The organism is Bradyrhizobium sp. LTSPM299, from assembly GCF_000938235.1.
Lineage (GTDB): Bacteria > Pseudomonadota > Alphaproteobacteria > Rhizobiales > Xanthobacteraceae > Bradyrhizobium.
The window spans coordinates 1-24,116 of the sequence record NZ_JYMU01000009.1 but is presented as its reverse complement, the minus strand read 5'-3'; the positions used below and the strand labels follow the sequence as shown (position 1 = coordinate 24,116).

At 64.7% G+C, this 24,116-nt stretch carries 19 protein-coding genes; 8 read left to right on the top strand and 11 right to left on the bottom strand.

Annotated elements, in window-relative coordinates; genetic code table 11:
• The first annotated feature begins 158 nt into the window (after positions 1-158).
• Entirely contained in the window at positions 159-1,715 is a 1,557-nt protein-coding gene (locus UP10_RS07280; protein WP_044586699.1) for an MDR family MFS transporter, read from the top strand.
• A 252-nt stretch (positions 1,716-1,967) separates the two neighbouring features.
• Positions 1,968-3,278, top strand: a complete 1,311-nt coding sequence (locus tag UP10_RS07275; RefSeq protein ID WP_044586710.1) for an ABC transporter substrate-binding protein — start codon at positions 1,968-1,970, stop codon at positions 3,276-3,278.
• 228 nt (positions 3,279-3,506) lie between these two features.
• Here the strand turns inward: UP10_RS07275 and UP10_RS07270 are convergent, their stop codons facing one another.
• The 5 genes from UP10_RS07270 to pcaF form a co-directional block, all read right to left on the bottom strand.
• The gene (locus UP10_RS07270) at positions 3,507-4,676 is read right to left on the bottom strand and encodes a Gfo/Idh/MocA family protein (protein ID WP_044586698.1); all 1,170 of its coding nucleotides are present in this window, start codon (positions 4,674-4,676) and stop codon (positions 3,507-3,509) included.
• A 15-nt stretch (positions 4,677-4,691) separates the two neighbouring features.
• Complete coding sequence (locus UP10_RS07265) at positions 4,692-5,546, bottom strand: shikimate dehydrogenase (RefSeq protein WP_044586697.1); 855 nt, start codon at positions 5,544-5,546, stop codon at positions 4,692-4,694.
• A gap of 18 nt (positions 5,547-5,564) precedes the next feature.
• Positions 5,565-6,164 (bottom strand): protocatechuate 3,4-dioxygenase subunit alpha, encoded by a 600-nt coding sequence (gene pcaG, locus UP10_RS07260; protein WP_044586696.1) that lies wholly within the window; start codon positions 6,162-6,164, stop codon positions 5,565-5,567.
• Entirely contained in the window at positions 6,165-6,866 is a 702-nt protein-coding gene (gene pcaH, locus UP10_RS07255; RefSeq protein WP_044586695.1) for a protocatechuate 3,4-dioxygenase subunit beta, read from the bottom strand.
• A 105-nt stretch (positions 6,867-6,971) separates the two neighbouring features.
• Complete coding sequence (gene pcaF, locus UP10_RS07250; RefSeq protein ID WP_044586694.1) at positions 6,972-8,180, bottom strand: 3-oxoadipyl-CoA thiolase; 1,209 nt, start codon at positions 8,178-8,180, stop codon at positions 6,972-6,974.
• A 214-nt stretch (positions 8,181-8,394) separates the two neighbouring features.
• Between pcaF and mutS the strand changes: the two genes are divergently transcribed.
• Entirely contained in the window at positions 8,395-11,124 is a 2,730-nt protein-coding gene (mutS, locus tag UP10_RS07245; protein WP_044586693.1) for a DNA mismatch repair protein MutS, read from the top strand.
• 91 nt (positions 11,125-11,215) lie between these two features.
• On the opposite strand, the gene UP10_RS07240 is transcribed toward mutS, so the two are convergent.
• The 5 genes from UP10_RS07240 to UP10_RS07220 all read right to left on the bottom strand — a co-directional run bounded on the left by UP10_RS07240 (position 11,216) and on the right by UP10_RS07220 (position 15,420).
• Positions 11,216-12,022 (bottom strand): hypothetical protein, encoded by an 807-nt coding sequence (locus tag UP10_RS07240; protein WP_044586692.1) that lies wholly within the window; start codon positions 12,020-12,022, stop codon positions 11,216-11,218.
• Between the two features lie 128 nt (positions 12,023-12,150).
• On the bottom strand, positions 12,151-12,660 hold the full coding sequence (locus tag UP10_RS07235; RefSeq protein WP_044586691.1) for an OsmC family protein: 510 nt from the start codon (positions 12,658-12,660) through the stop codon (positions 12,151-12,153).
• Between the two features lie 57 nt (positions 12,661-12,717).
• Positions 12,718-13,503, bottom strand: coding sequence for an ABC transporter ATP-binding protein (locus UP10_RS07230; RefSeq protein WP_044586690.1), 786 nt, complete (start codon positions 13,501-13,503; stop codon positions 12,718-12,720).
• On the bottom strand, positions 13,503-14,339 hold the full coding sequence (locus tag UP10_RS07225; RefSeq protein ID WP_044586709.1) for an ABC transporter permease: 837 nt from the start codon (positions 14,337-14,339) through the stop codon (positions 13,503-13,505). Before UP10_RS07225 ends, UP10_RS07230 begins: the two co-directional genes overlap by 1 nt.
• Positions 14,340-14,445: 106 nt before the next feature.
• Positions 14,446-15,420 carry an aliphatic sulfonate ABC transporter substrate-binding protein gene (locus tag UP10_RS07220; RefSeq protein ID WP_044586689.1) on the bottom strand — a complete coding sequence of 325 codons (975 nt, stop codon included), beginning with the start codon at positions 15,418-15,420 and terminating at the stop codon, positions 14,446-14,448.
• Positions 15,421-15,618: 198 nt separating this feature from the next.
• On the opposite strand from UP10_RS07220, the gene UP10_RS07215 reads away from it, so the two are divergent.
• The gene (locus UP10_RS07215) at positions 15,619-18,417 is read left to right on the top strand and encodes a [protein-PII] uridylyltransferase (RefSeq protein ID WP_044586688.1); all 2,799 of its coding nucleotides are present in this window, start codon (positions 15,619-15,621) and stop codon (positions 18,415-18,417) included.
• A 153-nt stretch (positions 18,418-18,570) separates the two neighbouring features.
• Here UP10_RS07215 and UP10_RS07210 read toward each other — a convergent pair whose 3' ends face one another.
• Positions 18,571-19,113 carry a methylated-DNA--[protein]-cysteine S-methyltransferase gene (locus UP10_RS07210; protein ID WP_044586687.1) on the bottom strand — a complete coding sequence of 181 codons (543 nt, stop codon included), beginning with the start codon at positions 19,111-19,113 and terminating at the stop codon, positions 18,571-18,573.
• Between the two features lie 90 nt (positions 19,114-19,203).
• On the opposite strand from UP10_RS07210, the gene UP10_RS07205 reads away from it, so the two are divergent.
• The 4 genes from UP10_RS07205 (at position 19,204) to UP10_RS07190 (ending at position 23,844) form a co-directional block, all read left to right on the top strand.
• Positions 19,204-19,566 (top strand): DUF1304 domain-containing protein, encoded by a 363-nt coding sequence (locus UP10_RS07205; RefSeq protein WP_044586686.1) that lies wholly within the window; start codon positions 19,204-19,206, stop codon positions 19,564-19,566.
• A gap of 138 nt (positions 19,567-19,704) precedes the next feature.
• Entirely contained in the window at positions 19,705-20,925 is a 1,221-nt protein-coding gene (locus UP10_RS07200) for an ABC transporter substrate-binding protein (RefSeq protein ID WP_044586708.1), read from the top strand.
• A gap of 385 nt (positions 20,926-21,310) precedes the next feature.
• Positions 21,311-22,537, top strand: coding sequence for an ABC transporter substrate-binding protein (locus tag UP10_RS07195; RefSeq protein ID WP_044586685.1), 1,227 nt, complete (start codon positions 21,311-21,313; stop codon positions 22,535-22,537).
• Between the two features lie 158 nt (positions 22,538-22,695).
• Entirely contained in the window at positions 22,696-23,844 is a 1,149-nt protein-coding gene (locus UP10_RS07190) for an IS110 family RNA-guided transposase (protein WP_044585437.1), read from the top strand.
• Positions 23,845-24,116 lie beyond the last annotated feature (272 nt).

The window sequence follows — 24,116 nt, the reverse complement described above, 5'->3', positions numbered from 1 at the left end:
ACCGGGCGACCCAGTACGCCGCGGCCTTGCGGTTTACGGCAGGGCCTCTGGAATACTGGGTCCCCGCATTCGCGGGGACGACAGCTGCGATGTGTGATTGCGCCCCCGCAAGCGGGAGAGGTGGTTCCCGGCACATTCGACAAAGCGAGACGACCTGAATGAATGCATCGTCGCCATCCGCCGTCCCCGGCATGCGCCGGAACATGGTGACGATCTGCGCCATGACGGCGACGATCATGCAGGCGCTGGACACGACGATTGCCAATGTCGCGCTGCCCTACATGCAGGGCACGCTGTCGGCCTCGCAGGACCAGATCAACTGGGTGCTGACCTCCTACATCGTCGCTGCCGCGATCATGACTGCGCCGGTGGGCTGGATCGCCAACCGCTTCGGCCGCAAGCGCATCTTCATTATCTGCTCGGCCGGCTTCACCATCGCCTCGGTGATGTGCGGACTTGCCCAGGACATCACCCAGATGGTGCTGTTCCGCCTGCTGCAGGGCGTGTTCGGCGCGGCGCTGGTGCCGCTGTCGCAAGCCGTGATGCTCGATTCCTACGCGCTGCATGAGCGCGCCAAGGCGATGTCGATCTGGGGCATGGGCGTGATGATGGGCCCGATCATGGGCCCCTCGCTCGGCGCCTGGCTGACCGAGACCTATTCCTGGCACTGGGTGTTTTTCGTCAATCTGCCATTTGGCGCGTTCACCGTGCTCGGCCTCGCCGTCTTCATGGACGAGACCAAGCAGGACCACAATCTGCGCTTCGACTGGTTCGGCTTCGGCGCGCTCGCGATTGCGATCGGTTCGCTGCAGCTGGCGCTCGACCGCGGCGAGCAGCTCGGCTGGCTGGAATCCAACGAGATCCTGGTCGAGTTCATCGTCTCGGCGGTCGGCTTCTACTATTTCTTCGCCCATTCACTGACGACCGACAGGCCGTTCATCCAGTTCTCGCTGTTCAAGGACAGGAATTTCCTCGGCGGCTGCGTGTTCATGACGGTGATGGGCCTCGTGCTGTATTCGACCATGGCGTTGTCCTCACCATATCTGCAGAACGTGGTCGGCTATCCGATCATCACCGCCGGCCTGTTGCTGGCGACCCGCGGCGCCGGTACCTTTGTCGCGATGATGCTGGTCGGCCGGCTGATGCGCTACATCGAGGCGCGCACGCTGATCATCTCGGGCCTGTCGCTGACTGCGGCCTCGCTGTTCCAGATGACGGGATGGACCGACATGACGCAGGCCAAGGAGATCATCATCGTCAGCGTCATCCAGGGCTTCGGCTTCGGCCTCGTCTTCGTGCCGTTGTCGACGGTGGCGTTCCTCACGCTGCCGGGCAATCTACGCACCGACGGCACTTCGATGCTGACGCTGTTCCGCAACGTCGCAAGCTCGGTCGGCATCTCGATCGTGATCGCACAGCTCACCGAGGGCGGACGGCGCATCTACTCGAAGCTGTCGGAGCAGATCAATCCGTTCAACCACGCACTGCAGATGCCCGACGTCGCCGGGATGATGAATCTCAACAGCGATGCCGGCCGCGCGCTCGCCGACCGGATGGTGGCGGCGCAGTCGCAGATCATCGCGTTCTCGCACGACTACCAGCTGGTGATGGTGTTCATCCTGGTCTCGATCCCCCTCGCGATCATGATCGGCTCGACCAAGGCCGCGCTGCGCAAACAGTCCGCGCCGTCGGACCATGCCGCGGTGATGGAGTAAATCTCTCCCGTCATTCCGGGGCGTGCGAAGCACGAACCCGGAATCCATTGTGCCGCAGGCGTCGCGGAGGAATGGATTCCGGGCTCTCGCTTCGCGAGCCCTGGAATGACGAAGGGAGAGATGTTGCCGCTCCTTCCGCCCGCGCCCCCTACCAACGAGCGAGACGCTGCAGCCGCAATCGCGTTGACTTTCCGGCCCCTGCTCCCAATACTCGGCAAAACGGCGAAAAAGCCGGTCAATGGGGAGGACGCGATGCCGACGTCACGCAGGACGCTGCTGAAGACCTCCGCGGCTGCCGCCGCCGCATTCAGCTTCGATTGGACACGCGCGCAGGCACAGGCCGAAACAGTGCGCATCGGCGTGATCTACGACCTGACCGGCCCGTTTGCCGCCGGCGGCTCGGTGGCCTCCTCGATCGGCACGCAGATCGCGATCGATCTCGTCAACGAGAAGGGCGGCATCGGCGGCAAGCACAAGATCGCCCCCGTCAACGTCGATTCCCAGAGCAAGCCCGACGTCGCGATCAATGAGGCGAGTCGCCTGATCGACCAGGAGAAGGTCGACATCCTCGAGGGCGTCTTTGCCAGCTCGCACGCGGTCCCGCTCGCCGCCAAGGTCGAGCAGCAGAAACGGATCCTCTGGATCACGACCGCGGTTTCGACCGCCGTGTTCAAGGACAAGAACCTGCAATATGTCTTCCGCGCGCAGATCCATTCCGACCAGTACGGCCAGGCCTTTGGCGGCTTCCTCGCCGAGCACGCCGCGGCCAGGCTCGGCATGGAGCCGAAGGACGTCAAGGTCGCACTGATCCATGAGGACGGCCCCTATGGCGTCGGCGTCGCCGCGGCCGACGAGATGTTCGCGAAGGAGGCCGGGCTGCAAATCGTGCTCAAGGAAGGCTATTCGGCCTCCGCGCCCGATCTCTCGGTGCTGGTCACCAAGCTGAAGCGCGCCAAGGCCGACATCATCTCGCATGCCGGCTACAACCCTGACATCACGCTTTTCCTGCGCCAGGCGCGCGAGAGCGGGTTGAAGTTCAAGATGCTGTTCGGCGCCGGCGCGGGCTACAGCCAGCTCGACAAGCTGCGCGCGACGTTCGGCACCGACATCGACAATTTCTGCAACATCGATCCGGTCCCGGCGCAATTGCTCGACCCGGCCAAGCTCGCGCCGGGGGTCGGCGACCTCACCAAGACCATGGTCGCGCGCTACCTGGAGAAGACCAAGGCGACCGAAGTCCCGCCGCATTGCTCGATGGGCTTCAACCAGACCTGGGTCCTGCTCAACAACGTGCTGCCGGTCGCCAAGGAGAAGTATGGCGGTTTCGATCCGGAAGCCGTCCGCAAGGCCGCGCTCGACGTCGACATCCCCGCAGGCGGCACCATCCAAGGTTATGGCGTGAAATTCTTTCCGCCGGGTACGCCGATGTCCGGCCAGAACGAGCGCTCGACGCCAGTCGTGATGCAAAACGCCGGTGAGCGCATCACCGTGGTGTGGCCGACGAATATAAGGACGCAGGACCCGGTATTCCCGCTGCCGAAGAGCTCGATCTACGCGGCGTAGTGTTTGCGATGAGTTGAGATTGCAGCCGCGTCGGCACTTTGCTCCCTCGCCCCGCTCTTGCGGAGAGAGGGTTGGGGTGAGGGGCCTCTCTCCGCGAATGCAATGCAGGTGAGACCTGTACCCCCCTCACCCGGATTGCATCTGACGATGCAATCCGACCTCTCCCCACAAGCGGGGCGAGGTAAGGGCGGCGCCGCCGCTCCTCAACGAGTTCGTCGCTTCAGCCCCTCACAATGTCACCCGCCGTCCCTCATCCGCGGCCCAATACCCCGCGTAGTTCACCTTCGTCGTCTCGAACGCCAGCGCGAGATCGGCGAGTGGTTGCCTCCCCGTCGCGACGCATTCCATGAAGTCCTGGATCTCCTGCAGATAGCCGCGGGTCCATTCCTCCTCGAGGCAGACATATTGCCAGCCGGTCTTGCGGTCGACCTTCTCGGTGATGTAGACGCTTGCGAGTTTCTCCTCAGAAGTCTGGTAGCTCGTCAGATGGGTGTTCGGCGTGATGTTGGCGAACAGCGAGCCGCCTGAGGTGTAGGTCTCGATCAGATTGCGCACGCCGCCCATGATCATGTCGCCCGAAAACACTGTCGCCTTGGTGCCGTCGGAGAATGTGGTGGTCAGGGTGCCCCAATCCTCGACATCGACCGGATTGGCCTTGATGAAGGTGCGTTCCTCCGGCTTGAGACCAGCGGTGACGTTGCCGACGTCGCAGGTCACGCTGGCGACTTGGATGCTCTCTCCTCGCGCGCGGGCCTCGACCTGCTTGAGCCAGAGCACCGCCGAGAGCGGATGACAGCCCATCCGGATCAGCGAGCCGCCGCCGGTCATCGCCCATTGCGCGGCATGCGCGGCGTGCGAGCCTGAATGGCTCTCCTCACCCTTCATGAACAGGATTTTGTCACGGGTGGCGCGGATGATCTCCGCGGTCTTGGTCAGCGCCGGCGCGTAGATCCAGTCCTCAGCATACATGAAGAGCTTTCCGCTTCGCTCGATCGCGGCACGCGTCGTCGCCATCTCCTCCATCACGCGCTGGTACATCAGCGCCTTTGGCACCAGCTTGCCGATCGGCCGCTGGTCGCCGTCACGGCCGAAATAGCCACTGAACGGTTTTTCGCAGATCACGTGCTTGCCGGCCTGCATGGCGTCGACGATCATCGCGGCATGCAGATTGGGCGGCGTGCAGATGTCTATGACGTCGATATCTCGGTCTGCGACCAGCTCGGCGAAGCTGCGATAGGCAGTCGGAATCTGGTGCTTGCGGGCGAAGTCCACAACATGGTCGCCACGCGCCGCGACCGCCCTGACCACGACATCGACGCCATAGACACGCCGGTACGCATACATATGAAGCTCCGACACGAAGCCGCAGCCGGCCAGACCGATCCTGAGTTTCGCCATGGGATGCTCCGTGCTTCAGGCCGGCGAAGCGTAGCGCGCAGCCATCACGGCGTCGAATGCATTTCCCATCACGTCAATCGGCGGCGTCAGTGCCGTGAACAGCGCGAACGCATCTGCCGCGGCGTTGATCGCGAGATCGCGCCCGGTCAGGACGGTGGCGCCCTTCGCCTTTGCCGATGTCAGCAACGGCGTCCACAGCGGCGTATAGACGGCATCGGCGACCCACATCGCCGGATGCAGCAAGGCTTCCGGCACCGGCGTGTCACGGCTCGGCAGCATGCCGACCGGTGTTGCGTTGACCAGGCCGGCCGCACCATCGAGTGCAGCCTCGATGCTGGTGACGCAGCGAACCGTAGCGCGGTCCTGCAACTGGCCGGCGAGTTGCGCGGCCTTGACACCATCGGCGTCGAAAATCCTGATATCGCCGACGCCGAGACCCGCGAGCGCAAATGCGATCGCCTTGCCGACGCCGCCGGCACCGACCAGGGCGATGGCGCCGCTTGGCGTGGTGGCGAGCAGCGGTTCGATCGCGCGCCTGAAGCCGGTTGCATCGGTGTTGTGGCCGACCAGCCGCGTGCCATCGACGACAATGGTGTTGACCGCGCCGATCGCGCGGGCGTCCGGCGCGAGGTCGTCGAGCCAATCGACGACGGCTTCCTTGTAGGGAAAGGTGACGTTGACGCCGGCGAAACCAAGACGCCTGACGCCGTCGAGCATCGCACAAAGATCATCGCGTCCGGCGCCTGCCACTTCGATCAGCTGATAGTGACAGTGGGCGCCGAGCGCAGCGGCGGCCTGCTCGTGCATCGCGGGCGCAGCAGAATGCGCGATCGGATATCCAATCAGGCCGGTGAGGAAGCGGTCGCGCATCAATCCTCACCCCCGTGATTACACGTCGAAGAACACCGTCTCGTTGTCGCCTTGCAGGTGGATATCGAGCGTGTAGACGTTGCTTGACCCCGCCTTCTTCGCGATCAGCGTCGCGCGGCGATCGGCCGGCACCAGCGTCAGCACGGGATCGCCGGCGTTGCCGGCCTCATCGTCGAAATAGATCCGCGTGTAGAGATGCAGCAGCATGCCGCGCGCGAACACCGCGAGCACGATGTGCGGCGCCTGCGGCTTGCCGTCGGGATCGGGGACTGAGCCCGGCTTGATGCTGTCGAAGGCGTAGCCGCCGCCCGCGTCGGTGCCGCAGCGGCCGAAGCCCTTGAATGAGGAGTTCGGCAGCGCGCGCGCGTCCTGCGGATCGGAGAAGCGGCCTTGGCTATCTGCCTGCCAGATCTCCAGCATGGCGTCAGGCACCACCGCGCCGTCGCCGTCATAGACCTTGCCCTCGACGCGGATGCGCTCGCCCGAAGTGTCAGGCGTGAGCAAATTGTTGGTGAAGGCGTCGTTCCATTCATACGCGCCGTTCGGCGTCAGGCCGTATTTGAAATAGGGGCCGACGGTTTGCGAGGGCGTGACGCCATCAGGACGCTGATTCGACACTTACTTGGTCTCCATCGGCGTAGCGTCGCGGCCGCGCAGCACGATATCGAAGCGGTAGCACAACGCCCATTCCGGCTTGGTGTTGTCGAGATCGAATGACGAGACCATCCGCTCACGCGCCTTCTCGTCGGTCACCGAGTTGAAGATCGGGTCGAACGGAAACAGCGGATCGCCGGGGAAATACATCTGGGTCACGAGACGCGAGATGAACGAATGCCCGAACACCGAGAAATGGATATGCGCCGGCCGCCAGGCGTTGTGGTGATTGCCCCAGGGATAGGCTCCGGGCTTGATGGTGATGAACTTGTAGTAGCCCGCGGCATCCGACTGGGTGCGGCCTGCGCCGGTGAAATTCGGATCGAGCGGCGCCGGATGCTGGTCGACGACATGGATGTAACGGCCACAGGCATTGGCCTGCCACAGCTCGACCAACACGTTCGGCACGCCGCGGCCGTCCTCGTCAAGCACATGACCATGCACGATGATGCGTTCGCCGAGCGGCTCGCTCTTGTGCTGGATGGTGAGGTCGTTGTCGTGCTCGCGCACGGTCTCATGGCCATACACCGGACCGGTGAGCTCGGAGAGCGTGTGCCGCATCGGGATCAGCGGCTTTTGTGGCGAGCGCTTCACGGTGGAGCGATAGGCCGGCGACAGCCGCGCCGGATGCGCCGCGAGCGACTGCAGCGGATACTGTAAGGTCATGGCTGATACCTCCGCGGTCCAGATGCCGGTGAGCCCTGCCGCCGATCATTATAGAACATAACCAATTCTTGGAAGGGCTGTTTTCAGCCCCTCCAAACCACTGGTTCAGCTCAACTTTTCAATCGCGAGCGCGACACCCTGGCCGACCCCGACGCACATAGTTGCCAAGGCAAGCTTCCCGCCCCGCTTCTCCATGCCGTGCACGGCGGTCAGCGCCAGCCGTGCGCCGCTCATGCCGAGCGGATGGCCGAGCGCGATCGCGCCGCCATGCGGATTGACGAAATCGGCATCCTCCTTGACGCCGAGCTGGCGCAAGACGGCGATGCCCTGCGAGGCGAAGGCTTCGTTGAGCTCGATCAGATCGAAGTCCGACACCTTGATGCCGAGCCGCTCGACCAGTTTGCGGACTGCCGGCACCGGGCCGATGCCCATGATGCGCGGCGGCACGCCGCCTGAGGCAAGCCCGAGGATTCGCGCACGCGGCGTCAGGCCGTGCTTCTTCACCGCCGCCTCCGACGCCAGGATCATCGCGGCGGCGCCGTCATTGACGCCGGATGCGTTGCCCGCGGTCACGGTGCCCGGATTGCGCACGATCGGCTTCAGCTTCGCGAGACCTTCGAGCGTGGTCTCGGGACGCGGATGCTCATCCTTGTCGACGGTGATGGGGCCGGCCTTGCCGCCGGGCACCTGGACCGGGGTGATCTCCTCGGCGAAATAGCCTGATGCGATCGCGGCACCCGCGCGCTGCTGCGAGCGGATCGCGAAGGCATCCTGATCGGCGCGCGAGATCTGGAACTCCTCGGCGACGTTCTCGCCGGTCTCCGGCATCGCGTCGACGCCGTACTGTGCCTTCATCAACGGATTGATGAAGCGCCAGCCGATCGTGGTGTCGTAGATGTCGGCCGAGCGCGAGAACGCTTCCGGCGCCTTGCCCATCACGAAGGGCGCCCGCGTCATCGATTCGACACCGCCGGCGATCGCGAAATCGATCTCGCCGGCGCGGATGGCGCGGCCCGCGGCGCCGACCGCGTCCAAGCCCGACGCGCAGAGGCGGTTCAGGGTCTGGCCGGGAACCGAATCGGGAAGGCCGGCCAGCAGCAGCGCCATGCGCGCGACGTTGCGATTGTCCTCGCCGGCCTGGTTGGCGCAGCCGAAGAACACCTCGTCGACCTGGGTCCAGTCGAGCGTCGGGTGCTTGGCCATCAGCGCCTTGATCGGGGCCGCGGCGAGGTCGTCGGCGCGCACCTTGGCAAGCGAGCCGCCGAAACGGCCGATCGGGGTCCGGACGGCATCGCAAATATAGACATCACGCATTGAATCTCTCCCTGAATGCCGTGGTTTAGGCGCTGGATCGCTGGAACTTGGGCCGAGTTTTAGGAGCGTGCCCGCGGCAGGTCAATTGACCGGAACGCGCGTCAAGCGCGCATTGCCGTGATGTCCTGTCATATTTTGCGGCCGTGGAGAGGGTGGAAAACCCTGCTCTCTCGGATAGGACCGGCCGACGAAATTCTGTAGTTTCCGTCCCCTCATGACCATTCAACAGCCCATCCCCGTTCCGCCCGAGGCCGCAACCGCCGCTGACGCGCCGTCGCGCGTCACGCCGATGATGGAACAGTATCTGGAGATCAAGGCGGCCCATCCTGGCCTGCTGCTGTTCTACCGGATGGGCGATTTCTACGAGCTGTTCTTCGAGGACGCCGAGATCGCCTCGAAGACGCTCGGCATCGTGCTGACCAAGCGCGGCAAGCATCAGGGCATGGACATCCCGATGTGCGGCGTGCCGGTCGAGCGCTCCGAGGATTATTTGCATCGCCTGATCGGCGCCGGCCACCGCGTCGCGGTGTGCGAGCAGACCGAGAATCCGGCGGCCGCCCGCGCCCGTGGCAACAAGAGCGTGGTGAGCCGGGGCGTGGTGCGGCTGGTGACGCCGGGCACGCTGACCGAAGACACGCTGCTCGATGCCCGCACCAACAACTACCTGATCGCGATTGCCCGCGCACGCGGTTCGTCCGGCGCCGACCGGCTCGGACTCGCCTGGATCGACATCTCGACCTCCGAATTCATGGTGACGGAGTGCGCGACCGCGGAACTCGCGGCGACGCTGGCGCGCATCAATCCGAACGAGGTCATCGTCACTGACGCGCTCTATGGCGACACCGAGCTTGCGCCGACCTTACGCGAACTGCCGGCGGTGACGCCGCTGACCCGCGACGTCTTCGATGGCGCCACCGCCGAGCGCCGGCTGTGCGACTATTTCGCGGTCGCGACCATGGACGGCCTGTCCGCGATGTCGCGGCTGGAGGCGACCGCCGCAGCCGCCGCGGTCACCTATATCGACCGCACCCAAGTCGGCAAACGCCCGCCGCTGTCGCCGCCGACGCGCGAGGCCGCCGGCACCACGATGGCGATCGATCCGGCCACGCGCGCCAATCTCGAACTGACACGGACGCTGGCCGGCGAGCGCCGCGGCTCGCTGCTCGATGCGATCGATTGCACCGTCACTGCTGCGGGCTCGCGGCTGCTGGCACAGCGGCTTGCCGCGCCGCTCACCGATAGTACCGCGATCGCGCGGCGGCTCGATGCGATCGCGGCCTTCGTTGCAGACAGCGCCGTGCGCGAGGATATCAGGACAGTCTTGAAGGCGGCGCCCGACATGTCGCGCGCGCTGGCGCGGCTCTCGGTCGGCCGCGGCGGTCCGCGCGATCTTGCAGGTCTGCGCGACGGCATCCTCGCCGCCGACCAGGCGCTGGAGCTGCTGGCGCAACTTGACAATCCGCCGGCCGAGGTCGCCGCCGTGATGGCGGCGCTGCGTACGCCCTCGCGCGATCTTGCACAAGAATTTTCCCGCGCGCTGTCAGAGCAACTGCCGCTGATCAAGCGCGACGGCGGCTTTGTCCGCGAGGGCTATGAGGCCGCGCTCGATGAGAGCCGCAATCTGCGCGACGCCTCGCGTCTTGTGGTGGCCGCGATGCAGGCGCGCTATGCCGAGGACACCGGCATCAAGACGCTGAAGATCCGGCATAACAATGTGCTGGGTTATTTTGTCGAGGTCACCGCGCAGCACGGCGACAAGCTGATGGCGGCGCCGTTGAACGCGACCTTCATCCATCGCCAGACGCTGGCAGGCCAGGTTCGCTTCACCACGTCGGAGCTCGGCGAGATCGAGGCCAAGATTGCCAACGCCGGCGAGCGTTCGCTCAACCTCGAGCTCGAGATCTTCGAACGCTTAAGCGCTATGGCGCTGACCGCCAGCGACGATTTGCGCAACGCCGCGCATGCGTTCGCGATGCTCGACGTCGCGACCGCGCTGGCGAAGCTCGCGATCGACGACAATTACGTCCGGCCGGAGGTCGACGGCTCGCTCGGCTTTGCGGTCGAAGGCGGCCGCCATCCGGTGGTCGAGCAGGCGCTGAAGCGCGACGGCCAGCCGTTCATCGCCAATGCCTGCGATCTCTCGCCGGCACCAACACAGAAATCGGGCCAGCTTTGGCTGATCACCGGTCCGAACATGGCCGGTAAATCGACCTTCCTGCGCCAGAACGCGCTGATCGCGCTGTTGGCGCAGATCGGCTCTTACGTGCCGGCCTCGCGGGCGCGGCTTGGCATCGTCGACCGGCTGTTCTCGCGCGTCGGTGCGGCTGACGATCTGGCGCGCGGGCGCTCGACCTTCATGGTCGAGATGGTCGAGACCGCTGTGATCCTCAACCAGGCGAGCGAACGGTCGCTGGTGATCCTCGACGAGATCGGCCGTGGCACGGCGACCTTCGACGGCCTGTCGATCGCCTGGGCCGCGATCGAGCATCTGCACGAGAGCAACCGCTGCCGCACGCTGTTTGCGACGCATTATCACGAACTGACCGCACTCTCGGCCAGGCTGCCGCGGATGTTCAACGCCACGGTGCGGGTGAAGGAATGGCAGGGCGACGTCGTGTTCCTGCACGAGGTGCTGCCCGGCTCGGCCGACCGCTCCTACGGCATCCAGGTCGCCAAGCTCGCAGGCCTGCCGCCCGCCGTGATCGCGCGCGCCAAATCGGTGCTGGCGAAACTCGAAGCCCAGGACCGCGGCCAGACCGCCCGCGCGCTGGCGGATGACCTGCCGCTGTTCGCGGTGCCATCGCGTGCTGCCGCGGAAGATGTGCCGCCGAGCGAGGCGGAATTGCTGATGGCCGCATTGAAGGCGCTGCATCCCGACGAGATGTCGCCGCGCGAGGCGCTGGATGCGTTGTATGCGCTGAAGGCGAAGCTGCCGAAGGGGTAGACGGTGCCGTAGGGTGGGCGAAGCGAAGCGTGCCCACCATTCCTTGCTGTGCTCTCGATGGTGGGCACGGCGCTGCGCACCTTTGCCCACCCTACGCTTTCTGCGCCAGCCGCTTCCGTCGTCCATTCCACCACAGCGTCAAATTCCACACGATGCAGGTGGCGAGCGCGATGCTCAGCCCGATCGCCGAGCCGAATTGCAGCACGGCGACATGCAGCACGGCGACACCTAATCCGAAGCCCAGCAGGCCCCAGGCGCTGTTGGCGAGCACGGCGGCGGTCGCCTGCCCCCCGATGCGCGGATGCAGGATCAGCATCATCGAGGAGAACACGATCGGAAACAGCGCCATCACGCCGGTGACGCGCGGACCGACCCAGCCTGACGTCGTGACCACGGTCGCAACCAGGGTCGCGACCAGCGCGGCGCGGAGCGGGATGTCGTACCAACGCCGCGTGATCAGCGGCATCCTCGCAACATGCCGGTAGGGTTTCAGCAGCGGAACGCAGATCGCAAAGATGATGACGTTGACGATCAGGCCGGCGGCCAGCGTCCATTCGAACTGGCGCATGATGGTGGCGAGCACCAGCCACACCGCGATCGCCGTGCCGGCGCTGATCCACATGCTGAAGCGCTGCGCCAGCACGGCATAAACGAGGCCCATCAGAATCGTCGCCGCGTTGACCGGCAGGCTCGCCAGCGCGCCCGCGGCGATGAAGGCGGCGTCATGGTCGAGCGCGAGGAAGGTGTAGGACGGCCCCGCCGAGATCGGCAGCGTCGCGACCAGCGCGCCGATTACCGGCCCCGAGCGCTCCGTGATGATGGAGGCGCTGACCACGAACGCGGCCGTGATGGCCATCCGCAGGACGAGCGTGAGGAGGAAGTGGAGTTCGGGGGGCATGTCTTGAGTCGTCCCGGCGAAGGCCGGGACCCATAACCACGACTATTCGCTGGGTGCGAAAGCCGTTGAACAGCGGAGTTTCAACGATGGGACACGGCGTATGGGTCCCGGCTTTCGCCGGGACGACGCTACACCCGCTTCATCGACACCGACACCTTCGGGCCGTTCTTGATGGTCTGGTAGACCACGCAATAGCGCTCGGTGAGTTTCAGCAGCAGATCGAGCTTGTCCTGCGGTGCGTCGGTGCCGACCTCGAAGCGGAGGCGGATTTCACGGAAGCCGACCGGGGCTTCCTTGTCGACGCCGAGCGTGCCGCGGAAATCGAGATCGCCCTCGGCGAACACGTTACCAACCTTGAGGGGGACCTCGACGGCGGTTGCGACTGATTTCAGCGTGACGCCGGCGCAGGCGACCAGCGCCTCCAGCAGCATGTCGCCGGAGCAGAGCTCGAGCCCGGAACCGCCGGTGGCGGGATGGAGGCCGGCGACCGCAAGCGCGCGGCCGGTCTCGACCTTGCAGGACAGGCTGTCGTTGTCGATCGTGCCCTTGGCTTTCAGCGTGATCACGGCGGCCGAGGGATCGGCCTTGTAGCGTTCCTTGATCGGGGCCTGCATTGCGCGGAGTTCGGCGGAGTCCATGGTTCTGCTCCCGGCTGTTCTTGTTATCCGCCGATGTAAGGCCTTATGGAGCCGATGTCACCACCACATCGCCTCGCCGGCGCTGGATTTGTCCGTGACGTCGCGCACGGAACGGTCCAGCGAGCGGTCGAGCGCGGTCAGCACGCGGCGCTTGAAGGTGTCGAACAGCTCGGAATTACGGTCGCGCGGCCGCGCCAGATTGATGGTGATCGCCTCGAACAGCCGGCCCGGCCGCGGCCGCATCACCAACACGCGATCGGCCAGCACCACGGCCTCGTCGACGTCATGGGTGACCAGGATCAGGGTCGGCCGGGTGTCGGCCCAGAGATCGAGCAGATGGTCCTGCAGGTCGCGCCGCGTGAAGGCGTCGAGCGCGGAGAACGGCTCGTCGAGCAGCAGCACCTCGGGCTGCGGCACCAGCGCGCGCGCAATCGCGACCCGCTGTGCCTGCCCGCCGGAGAGTTCCCGCGGCCAGGCATCGGCCTTGTCAGTGAGGCCGACGCGAGTCAGCGCCGCCGCGACCCTCGCGCGTCTGACATCGGCGGGAAGGTCGGCGAGGCCGAAGCCGATATTGTCGGCGACGCTGAGCCAGGGCAACAGCCGCGGCTCCTGGAAGATGATGCCGATCTTGGCATGCGGCGATGATATCACGGCACTGTCGAGCGTCACGGCGCCCATGGTGGCGGGATCGAGCCCTGCGATGGCGCGCAGCAGCGTCGACTTGCCGCAACCGGAGCCGCCGATGATGGCAAGGATCTCGCCAGGCCTGATCTCGGCCGAAAAGCGCTCCAGCGCATGGACACCGTTGGGATAGGTCTTGCCGACATCTTTCAGCGCGAGCATCAGGCCCCTCCCCGCGCGCCGAACGCATCCTGCCAGCGCAACAGCGGCGCGCCCGCGATCTCGATCAGCCAGTCGGTGGTCTTGCCGAGGATCGCGAAGATCACGATCGCGGCGAGGATCTGCGCCGGCTTGCCGAGCTGCTGGCCGTCGATCAGGAGATAGCCGAGCCCTTCGGACGCCCCCATGAACTCGGCCGCGACCACGAACATCCAGCCGAGACCGAGGCCAACCCGCAGCGCCACCACATAGGCCGGCAGCACCGCGGGCAACAGGATACGGCGGATCATCGCGGGGCCAGAGAGGCGGAAGATACGGCCGACCTCGACGATCTTGCGATCGACCGAGGCGATCGCGCCCATCACGCCGAGATAGACCGGGAAGAACACGCCGACCGCGATCAGCGCGATCTTGGAGGTCTCGAAGATGCCGAGCCACAGGATGAACAACGGCACCCAGGCGATCGAAGGGATCGCACGCAGCGCCTGCACCGTCGGATCGAGCAGCCGGCGCGCCAGGCCCCAATAGCCGGATATCGCGCCCAGCATAGTGCCGGCGACGACGCCGAGCGCGAAGCCCGCGCCGACCCGCCACAACGTCGCAAGGATATGACGCGACAGCTCGCCGGTTCGCGCAAGCTCGACGATGGTGGCGAACACTTTCGACGGCGGCGGCACCAGGCGGCCGTTGGACCAGCCAAGCTGGACGACAAGCTCCCAACCGAGTGCGACCGCGACCGGCAGCAACAGCCCGAGCGCCGGCCGCGCAATACGCGACCACCGCGCCGACGCCGCACGCGGCGCGGCCGTCTGTTCCAGCGCGGGCAGGTCAACGGTCATGGCCATAGCAAAACGACTCTTCGGGCGGGATTGCAAGGCGGTGTTAAAACAGGAATCCGCGGCGCTCTCTTCCCCTCTCCCACAAGGGGAGAGGGTGAAAGCCAGGTCAGTTCGTTGGCAGCGGCACCTGATCGTCGATCAGGGTATCGAGCACAGCCTTCACGTCGACCTTGGCATCGACCACGCCGGCCTGCTGCAGCGCGAGGCCCGCGGCGAGGATCGATTCCCGCTGGGGGCTGCCGATGCGGCTGTGGGTCAGCTCGGTGCGCTCCTTGAGCTGCTTGTCGACGACGGCGTCCGGCAGCTTGGTCACCGCGACGAAGGTCTTCTTCAGCTCGTCATAGTTCGCCAACGAATATTTGCGCGCCTCTTCGTAAGTGGCGAGCACGCGGCGGACGATATCGGGGTGATCCTTCAAAAACTCCTCGCGCACATTGAGGATGCCCCAGGTGTTGGCGTCGGCCTTGCGATAGAACAGTTTTGCGCCGTCCTCGACTTCCGCTTGCGCCATCATCGGGTCGAGACCGGCCCAGGCATCGACGTCGCCTCGGATCAGCGCGGTCTTGCCGTCGGCGTGCTGCAATAGCACCGGCGTGATGTCCTTCTCGCTCAAGCCGGCGCCGAGCAGCGCGCGGACCAGGAAGATGTGCGGGTCCGTGCCGCGGGTGACGGCGACGCGCTTGCCCTTGAGGTCGGCGACCGAGGCGATCTTGGAATCCTTCGCCGTCACCAGCGCGGTCCATTCGGGGCGCGAATAGACATAGATCGATTTGATCGGGTTGCCGTTGATCTTCGCCACCAAAGCGGCCGAGCCCGCGGTCGAACCGAAATCGATCGAGCCGGCGTTGAGGAATTCGAGCGCCTTGTTGGAACCGGCCGACTGCACCCAGACGATGCTGATGCCGTCCTTGGCGAACTCTTTCTCCAGCAGGCCCTTCTGCTTCAGCACCAGCGACACCGGATTATAGGTCGCCCAGTCGATCCGGATCTCCTTCAGCGCATCGGCGGCGAAGGCCGCACCGGGAAACAACGCCGAGACCGCGAGCAGCGCGACCAACGCGCGCCGGGAAAAGTTCTGCATTCGTCGATCTCCTTGAGGTGCTTAAGAAACAATCTTTTATTTCAATGAGTTAGGCTTGCGGTCAACCGGAAAATGCATACCCTTTGCGAGGCGGCGCTAGAACACTCTTGCTCGAAGCGGCGCTGAAACAGGATGGGCCTGCTGTCGTTATACTTTGGTCAGTGACAGCAAAGGCTCTGTCCGTTATCGGATTGAAAGATGGACAGTGTCGTAGCCGAGAGCCGCCCTCACGCGGATGATCGTTTCGAGACCGCGCGGATCACCGCTGCGATCAATGCCCTCGCCGAGAAGCATTCCGGCCGCGAGGACCAGTTCCGTGCCGCGATGGCACAGCTGCTCAAGGCCGAGATGATCGCGGCGCGCGCCCAGGCGCAGGCGCTGCTGCTGAAGGACCGTCACGGCCGCCGCTGCGCCGAACGGCTCTGCTTCGTGCAGGACGAGATCATCCGCATCCTCTACGCGGCGGCCACCAGGCATCTCTACCACTCGCCGATCCCCTCGGGCGCCGAGCGCATGGCCGTGGTCGCGACCGGCGGCTACGGCCGTGGCCTGATGGCGCCGGAGTCCGACATCGATCTGCTGTTCATCCTGCCCTACAAGCAGACGGCCTGGGGCGAGCAGGTCGCCGAAGCAATCCTCTACTGCCTCTGGGACATGGGGCTGAAGGTCGGCCACGCCACCCGTTCGGTCGACGAATCGATCCGGCAGGCGCGCGGCGACATGACCATCCGCACCGCGATCCTGGAAACGAGATTCCTGACCGGCGACCAGCCGCTCTATGACGAACTGGTCGGGCGTTTCGACAAGGAGGTCGTGCAGGGCACCGCGTCCGAATTCGTCACCGCCAAGCTCGCCGAGCGCGAAGAACGACATCGTCGCGCCGGCCAGTCGCGCTACCTGGTCGAGCCGAACGTCAAGGACGGCAAGGGCGGCCTGCGCGACCTGCATACGCTGTTCTGGATCGCCAAATACGTCTACCGCGTAAGCGAGACCGACGAGCTGCTGGAGCGCGGCGTGTTCGACGCCCAGGAGTATCGCATCTTCCGCCGCTGCGCCGATTTCCTCTGGTCGGTCCGCTGCAATCTGCACTTCTTCGCGGGACGCGCCGAGGAGCGGCTGTCGTTCGACATGCAGCGCGAGATCGCGATCCGCCTCGGCTACACCTCGCATCCCGGCATGCAGGACGTCGAGCGTTTCATGAAGCACTACTTCTTGATTGCCAAGGACGTCGGCGATCTCACCGCGATCCTGTGTGCGAGGCTGGAGGAAGAGCAGAAGAAACCGGCGCCGGTGCTGAGCCGCATGGTGGCGCGCTTCCGCCCCGGCGGCACCAAGCGGCGGCGCGTGCCCGAGAGCGACGATTTCATCGTCGACAACAACCGCATCAACCTCGCCGCGCCCGACGTCTTCAAGCAGGATCCGGTCAACCTGATCAGGATCTTCCGCCTCGCGCAGAAGAACAACCTCGCCTTCCATCCCGACGCAATGCGCACGGTGACGCGCTCGCTGAAGCTGATCAACACCCAGCTCCGCGACGACGCGGATGCCAACCGCCTGTTCATGGAAATCCTGACCTCCGACAACGCGGAGATCGTGCTGCGGCGGATGAACGAGACCGGTGTGCTCGGCCATTTCATCCGCGCCTTCGGCAAGATCGTGTCGATGATGCAGTTCAACATGTACCACCACTACACGGTGGACGAGCATCTGATCCGCTGCATCGGCTTCCTGCAGGAGATCGAGCGCGGCAACAGCGACGAGTTCGTGGTCGCGAGCGACTTGTTCCGCAAAATTCGCCCCGAGCACCGCCCGGTGATCTATATCGCGACGCTGTTGCACGACATCGCCAAGGGCCGCCCCGAGGATCACTCGATCGCGGGTGCCAAGGTGGCGCGGCGGCTGTGTCCGCGGCTCGGCTTCTCCGCCGCCGACACCGAACTGGTGGCCTGGCTGATCGAGGAGCACCTCGTCATGTCCACGGTGGCGCAGTCGCGCGACCTGTCGGACCGCAAGACGATCGAGAATTTCGCTGCCGTGGTGCAGTCGGTCGAGCAGATGAAGCTGCTGACCATCCTGACAACCGCCGATATCCGCGGCGTCGGCCCCGGCGTCTGGAACGGCTGGAAGGCGCAGCTCTTGCGTACGCTGTATTACGAGACCGAGCCGGTGCTGACCGGCGGCTTCTCCGAGGTGAACCGCGCCCAGCGCATTGCGGTGGCGCAGTCCGAATTCCGCGCCGCCTTTACCGAATGGCCGGAAGTCGAGCTCAACGCCTATATCGGCCGGCATTATCCGGCCTATTGGCTCAAGGTCGAGCTGCCGCGCAAGATCCGCCAGGCGCGCTTCATCCGCGCCAGCGAGCAGGCCGCGCACAAGCTCGCGATCAATGTCGGCTTCGACGAGATGCGCGGCGTCACCGAGCTTACGATTCTCGCGACCGACCATCCCTGGCTGCTGTCGATCATCGCGGGCGCCTGCGCGTCGGCCGGCGCCAACATCGTCGATGCGCAGATCTACACCACGACCGACGGCCGCGCGCTCGACACTATTTCCATCTCGCGCGAATACGACCGCGACGAGGACGAAGGCCGCCGCGCCACCCGGATCGGCGAGATGATCGAGGACGTGCTGGAAGGCAAGCTGCGGCTGCCGGATGCGGTGGCGAAGCGCACCGTGCGCAGCAGCAAGACGCGACCGTTCGTGGTCGAGCCCGAGGTCATCATCAACAACCAGTGGTCCGACCGCTACACCGTGATCGAGGTCTCCGGCCTCGACCGGCCGGGTCTCTTGTACCAGCTCACCACCGCTATCTCGAAGCTGAACCTCAACATCGCCTCAGCGCATGTCGCGACCTTCGGCGAACGCGCCCGCGACGTGTTCTACGTTACCGACCTGCTCGGCGCCCAGATCAACGCCCCAACCCGCCAGGCCGCGATCAAGAGCGCGCTGCTGCATCTGTTGTTGAGCGAGGATCAGGCGGCGAAACCGGCGGCGTGAGAGGTCACCTCGCCCCGCGTGCGGGGAGAGGTTGGATCGCATGAAATGCGATCCGGGTGAGGGGGAGCCTCCGCGAGTACGTCTGTCGCCATTTATGCGGGTCAACCCCTCACCCCACCCTCTCCCCGCAAGAGCGGGGCGAGGGAGAACACCTCAGACCTCCACCCCCTCGTGCCGCAGCAGCCAGCGCTTCCTTTCCAGCCCGCCGCCATACTTCACCAGCGAGCCGTTGGCGCCGATCAGGCGGTGGCAGGGCAGGACGACGCTGATCGGGTTGGAGCCGTTGGCGTGGCCGACCGCGCGCATCGCGTTCGGTGCCTTCAATCTCGCCGCCAGCGCGCCATAGCTCATGGTGGTGCCGCAAGGAATCTTCGGCAGCGCGTGCCAGACCTTCTGCTGGAACGGCGTGCCGGCGACGCGCCATCTGATCTCGGTGAGCCGATCGAGGTCACCCTTGAAGTAACCGCTGAGCGCGCGCGACAGATCGCGCGGCGCGCGGTCGTCCCGCAGCGTCACTGCGCCGTATTGCAGCCGCAGCAGATCGAGCATTCGTCCTTCGTAATCGTCCCAGTCGAGCGCGCGCAACGCACCGTCGTCATCGGTCACCAAGAGCGCCACGCCGATCGGCGTCGTCAGGCGATCGAGGTTAAAGGTTTGGGGCGTCTTGGTTCTCTTGGGCGTCTTGCGGTCGGCCATCGTCGTCTCACGGAAATCGGCATCGGTGGATCGCACTTTTCACCACGGCTGTGCTAGCGTCCACCCGAATTCCGGTTGGGGGACCGCATCATGCTCTTGCTCGCCAATGTCCTTGTCGCGGTGGTGGCCGCGCTGCACATCTATTTCCTGGTGCTGGAGATGTTTCTCTGGACCAAGCCGCTCGGGCTGAAGACCTTTCGCAACTCGATCGAGAAGGCCACCGAGTCAGCGGTGCTCGCCGCCAACCAGGGGCTCTATAACGGCTTCCTGGCCGCCGGGTTGATCTGGGGCCTGATCCACGGCAATCCGGCCTTTGCGTTCCAGATCAAGACATTCTTCCTGCTCTGCGTCATCATTGCCGGCGTCTACGGCGCTGCGACCGTGAGCAAGCGCATCCTGTATGTGCAGGCCGCGCCCGCGGCGCTGGCGCTGATCCTGCTCTGGCTGGCTTGAGAGGCGCATAGCGCGACATTGCGCGCGGCCGGCATTGCCTTGCAATGCCCCCATCGTTCCTCCATCATCTTCGCAACGGTGACATCCGCCGGCCGACGGCTCGCGGACAAGATCATCAGCAACATGGGAGGTCACGACATGAGAAGCGTGCAATTGCTTGCTGCGTCTGCGCTTGCGATCGCGTTGTCAGCATCGTCCGCCAGTGCGCAAAAGAAATACGACATCGGCGCCACCGACACCGAGATCAAGATCGGCCAGACCGTGCCGTTCTCCGGCCCTGCGTCGGCCTATGCCGGCATCGGCAAGACCCAGGCCGCCTACCTCAAGATGATCAACGATCAGGGCGGCATCAACGGCCGCAAGCTGAACCTGATCCAGTATGACGACGCCTATTCGCCGCCGAAGGCGGTCGAGCAGGTGCGCAAGCTGGTCGAAAGCGATGAGGTGCTGTTCACCTTCCAGATCATCGGCACGCCATCGAACGCCGCCGTGCAGAAATATCTCAATACCAAGAAGGTACCGCAGCTGCTCGCCTCGACCGGGGCGTCGCGCTTCTCCGATCCGGTGGCAGCGCCCTGGACCATCTCGTACAATCCGAACTACCAGTCCGAGGGACGCATCTACGCCAAATACATCCTGGCCAATTACCCCAACGCCAAGATCGGCATCTTCTACCAGAACGACGATCTCGGCCGCGATTACATCGCAGGTCTCAAGGGCGGGCTCGGCGACAAGGCCGCGAGCATGATCGTGGCCGAGGTGTCCTATGAGTTGACCGACCCGACGGTCGATTCCCAGATCGTCAAGCTGAGATCCGCCGGCGTCGATCTGCTCTATGATGCGTCGACGCCGAAATTCGCGGCACAGGCGATCCGCAAGGTCGCCGACCTCGGCTGGAACCCGGTGCACATCCTCGACATCAATGCGAGCCCGGTATCGGCGACACTGAAGCCGGCCGGTCTCGACATCTCCAAGGGCATCATCTCGACCAACTACGGCAAGGACCCGGCCGATCCGCAGTGGAAGGACGATGCCGGCCTGAAGGCCTATTTCACTTTCATGGACAAATATTACCCCGAGGGTGACAAGCTCAACACCGTCAACACCTATGGCTATTCGACCGCAGAGTTGCTGATCCAGGTACTCAAGCAGTGCGGCGACGACCTCACCCGCGAGAACCTGATGAGGCAGGTCACCAGCCTGAAGAAGTTCGTGCCGAGCCTCGCACTGCCCGGCATGTCGATCACGACAGGACCGAACGACTATCGCATCAACAAGCAGATGCAGATGATGAAATTCAACGGCGAGCGCTGGGAGCTGTTCGGCCCGATCATCGAGGACACCGGACCGGCGGGTTAGCAGCCTCTCCGCGACAAGACTGCGCTCCCTCGCCCCGTTCTTACGGGGAGAGGGTTGGGGTGAGGGGCTGTTACCGCGCAGACGGTGACAGATGAATTCGCGGAGACTCCCTCTCACCCGGAGCGCATCTGACGATGCGTCCCGACCTCTCCCCGCAAGCGGGGCGAGGTAAGGCAAAGCCAGCGTATCCTCCGCTGCGCCGGTTTCCTTTTTGCATCGCCCCCTACTTTCGTTGACTGAAATCGCTCACCTTTTCGGCATCGCTCGTCTTGCGTCGCAGCAAGGGTTCCTCCAGTATCCGGCGCAAGCGATGGCGATCTGCGGGAATTTGGACCCGCGGACGAGATCATCGGCCAAACATCAATCACGTGAGGAACGCAGCATTATGAGGAATGGGATTTTCCACCTGGTCACGGCAACGGCGCTCGCAATCGCGCTGTCGACAACGGCGGCCTCCGCGCAAAAGAAGTACGATTCCGGCGCCAGCGACACCGAGATCAAGATCGGCCAGACCGTCCCTTTCAGTGGACCGGCCTCCGCCTATGCCAGCATCGGCAAGACCCAGGCGGCCTATTTCAAGATGATCAACGACGCGGGCGGCGTGAACGGCCGCAAGGTCAATTTGATCCAGTATGACGACGCCTATTCGCCGCCGAAAGCCGTCGAGCAGGTCCGCAAGCTCGTCGAAAGCGATGAGGTGCTGCTGACGTTCCAGATCGTCGGCACGCCGTCGAACGCCGCCGTGCAGAAATATCTCAACGGCAAGAAGGTGCCGCAGCTGTTCGCCGCGACCGGCGCCTCGAAGTTCACCGATCCGAAGAACTTCCCCTGGACGATGGGCTTCAACCCCAATTACTTCACCGAAGGGCGTATCTACGGCCAGTATATCGTGAAGGAATATCCGAACGCCAAGGTCGGCGTGCTCTATCAGAATGACGACCTCGGCAAGGACTATTTGAACGGCTTCAAGGCCGGGCTCGGCGACAAGGCCGCGACCACGGTGGTGTCGGAAGCGTCCTACGAGGTCTCCGATCCGACCATCGATTCGCAGATCCTCAAGATCAAGGATTCCGGCGCGGACCTGTTCTTCTCGGCCACGACGCCGAAGCAGGCGGCGCAGGCGATCAAGAAGATTGCCGAGATCGGCTGGCATCCGGTCCAGATCGTCGACATCAACGCCACCTCGGTCGGCGCGGTGATGAAGCCGGCGGGGCTTGACGCCGCCAAGGGCGTGATCAGCGTCAACTACGGCAAGGACCCGCTCGATCCGACCTGGAAGGACGATGCCGGCCTGAAGCGCTATTTCGACTTCATGGCGAAGTACTATCCCGATGGCGACAAGGACTCGAACTTCAACACCTATGGCTACGCCACCGCGCAGATGCTGGTGACCGTGCTGAAGGCATGCGGCGACGATCTGACCCGCGAGAACGTGATGAGGCAGGCTTCATCGATGAAGGATGTCACGACCGACATCGCGCTGCCGGGCATCAAGGCCAACACCTCGGCGACCGACTATCGCGTCAACAAGCAGCTGCAGATGATGAAGTTCAACGGCGAGCGCTGGGAGCTGTTCGGCCCGATCCTCGAGGACGCAGGTCCGGCGGGCTAGTGGGATTGCAGATTTGACAGACGATCGGCGGCCTGAGGGCCGCCGATTTGTTTTTGGTTGTTCGCAAACGTTGAACGCAGTCCGTAGATTCCATGGGGCGGTGAGCGTGGCCTTTCCGATAGGTTTGGGTTTCCACACTCGAACCATCGGAGAGTCAGATGCAAGCATCGACCATAGACACGCCCACCGCGGAGTATAATGGCACAATTTTCGTTGCGATCGAGCTGAGTCAGAAGACGTGGCTTGTGACGCTGCACAGCCCGGACCGGGAGCGGATTTCGCGCCACAAGCTTGAGGGGGGCGATCACGCCGAACTGCTGGCGTTGATCGAACGGACCCGCGCCCGGGCGGCGGAGAAGCTCGGATCGGTACCGCGGGTAGTGAGCTGCTATGAGGCGGGCTATGACGGCTTCTGGCTGCATCGGCTATTGGAAGCAGCCGGGATCACGAACTTTGTGTTCGACCCTGCGAGCATTGCGGTGGAACAGCGGGCGCGGCGGGCGAAGACGGATCGGATCGACGGCGAGCTTCTGCTGCGCACCCTGATGGCCTATTTGCGGGGTGAGCCGCGGGTGGTTCGGATCGTTCGCGTGCCGAGCGTGGAAGCCGAGGACGCCCGGCGCGCCAGCCGCGAACGCGACCGGCTGGTCACCGAGCAGACGGCCCATACCAACCGGGTCAAGGCGCTGCTGCGCCTGTTGGGACTGGCGGTTGGCAACCCGCGGCGCCGAGACTGGCTCGCCTGGCTCGCGCGACAGCGCGACTGGCAGGGCCAGCCGCTACCGGCACATCTTCTGGCCGAGGCCAAGCGCGAGCATGTGCGGCTGATGCTGGTGCGCGAGCAGTTGGCGGCGCTGGAAGAAGAACAAGCTGCACAAGCCCTTCCCGTTCCGGCACCGATCGCGGAGCGACGAGATCTGTTGCTCCGCCTCAAGGCGCTCGGTCCGGCCTTCACCGCAACCCTGGTGCACGAGCTGTTCTACAAGGACTTCCGCAACAGGCGCGAGGTCGCCGGCTATTGCGGCCTGACGCCCAGTCCATGGCGCAGCGGCGGCATCGATCGCGAGCAGGGCATCAGCAAGGCCGGCAATCGGCGTGCCCGCCACAAGGCGATCGAACTGGCCTGGCTCTGGCTCCGCCATCAGGGTGACAGCGCGCTTAGCCGCTGGTTCCGTACCCGCACGGCCAACGCCGGCAAGCGCGCCAAACGCATCGCCATCGTCGCACTGGCGCGCAAGCTGATCGTGGCGCTGTGGCGTTACCTCACCACCGGCCTGGTTCCCGAGCAGGCAACCATGAAGGCATAAAACAAACCACGTCACCACGCGCCGCGGCTTCGCCGCGCTCCGTGCGGGATGGATGATGACCGTGCCACCCTAGGGCTTCAACCGCCGTTTCGTAGATGGGTCTCATCCTCGCCAGGCTTCCTCGCCGCAAGCATGCGGAAGGTGGGTACGGATCAAACAATCCGACCGGATATGAGGTGATGCAGTGAGCTGCTGCAAACTTCGCAAGCCAATCCTCGCCCGTTGCCCGGTCGTCGCGCTGCGCTACGCATGGCTCCGCGCGCCGCCCTCTT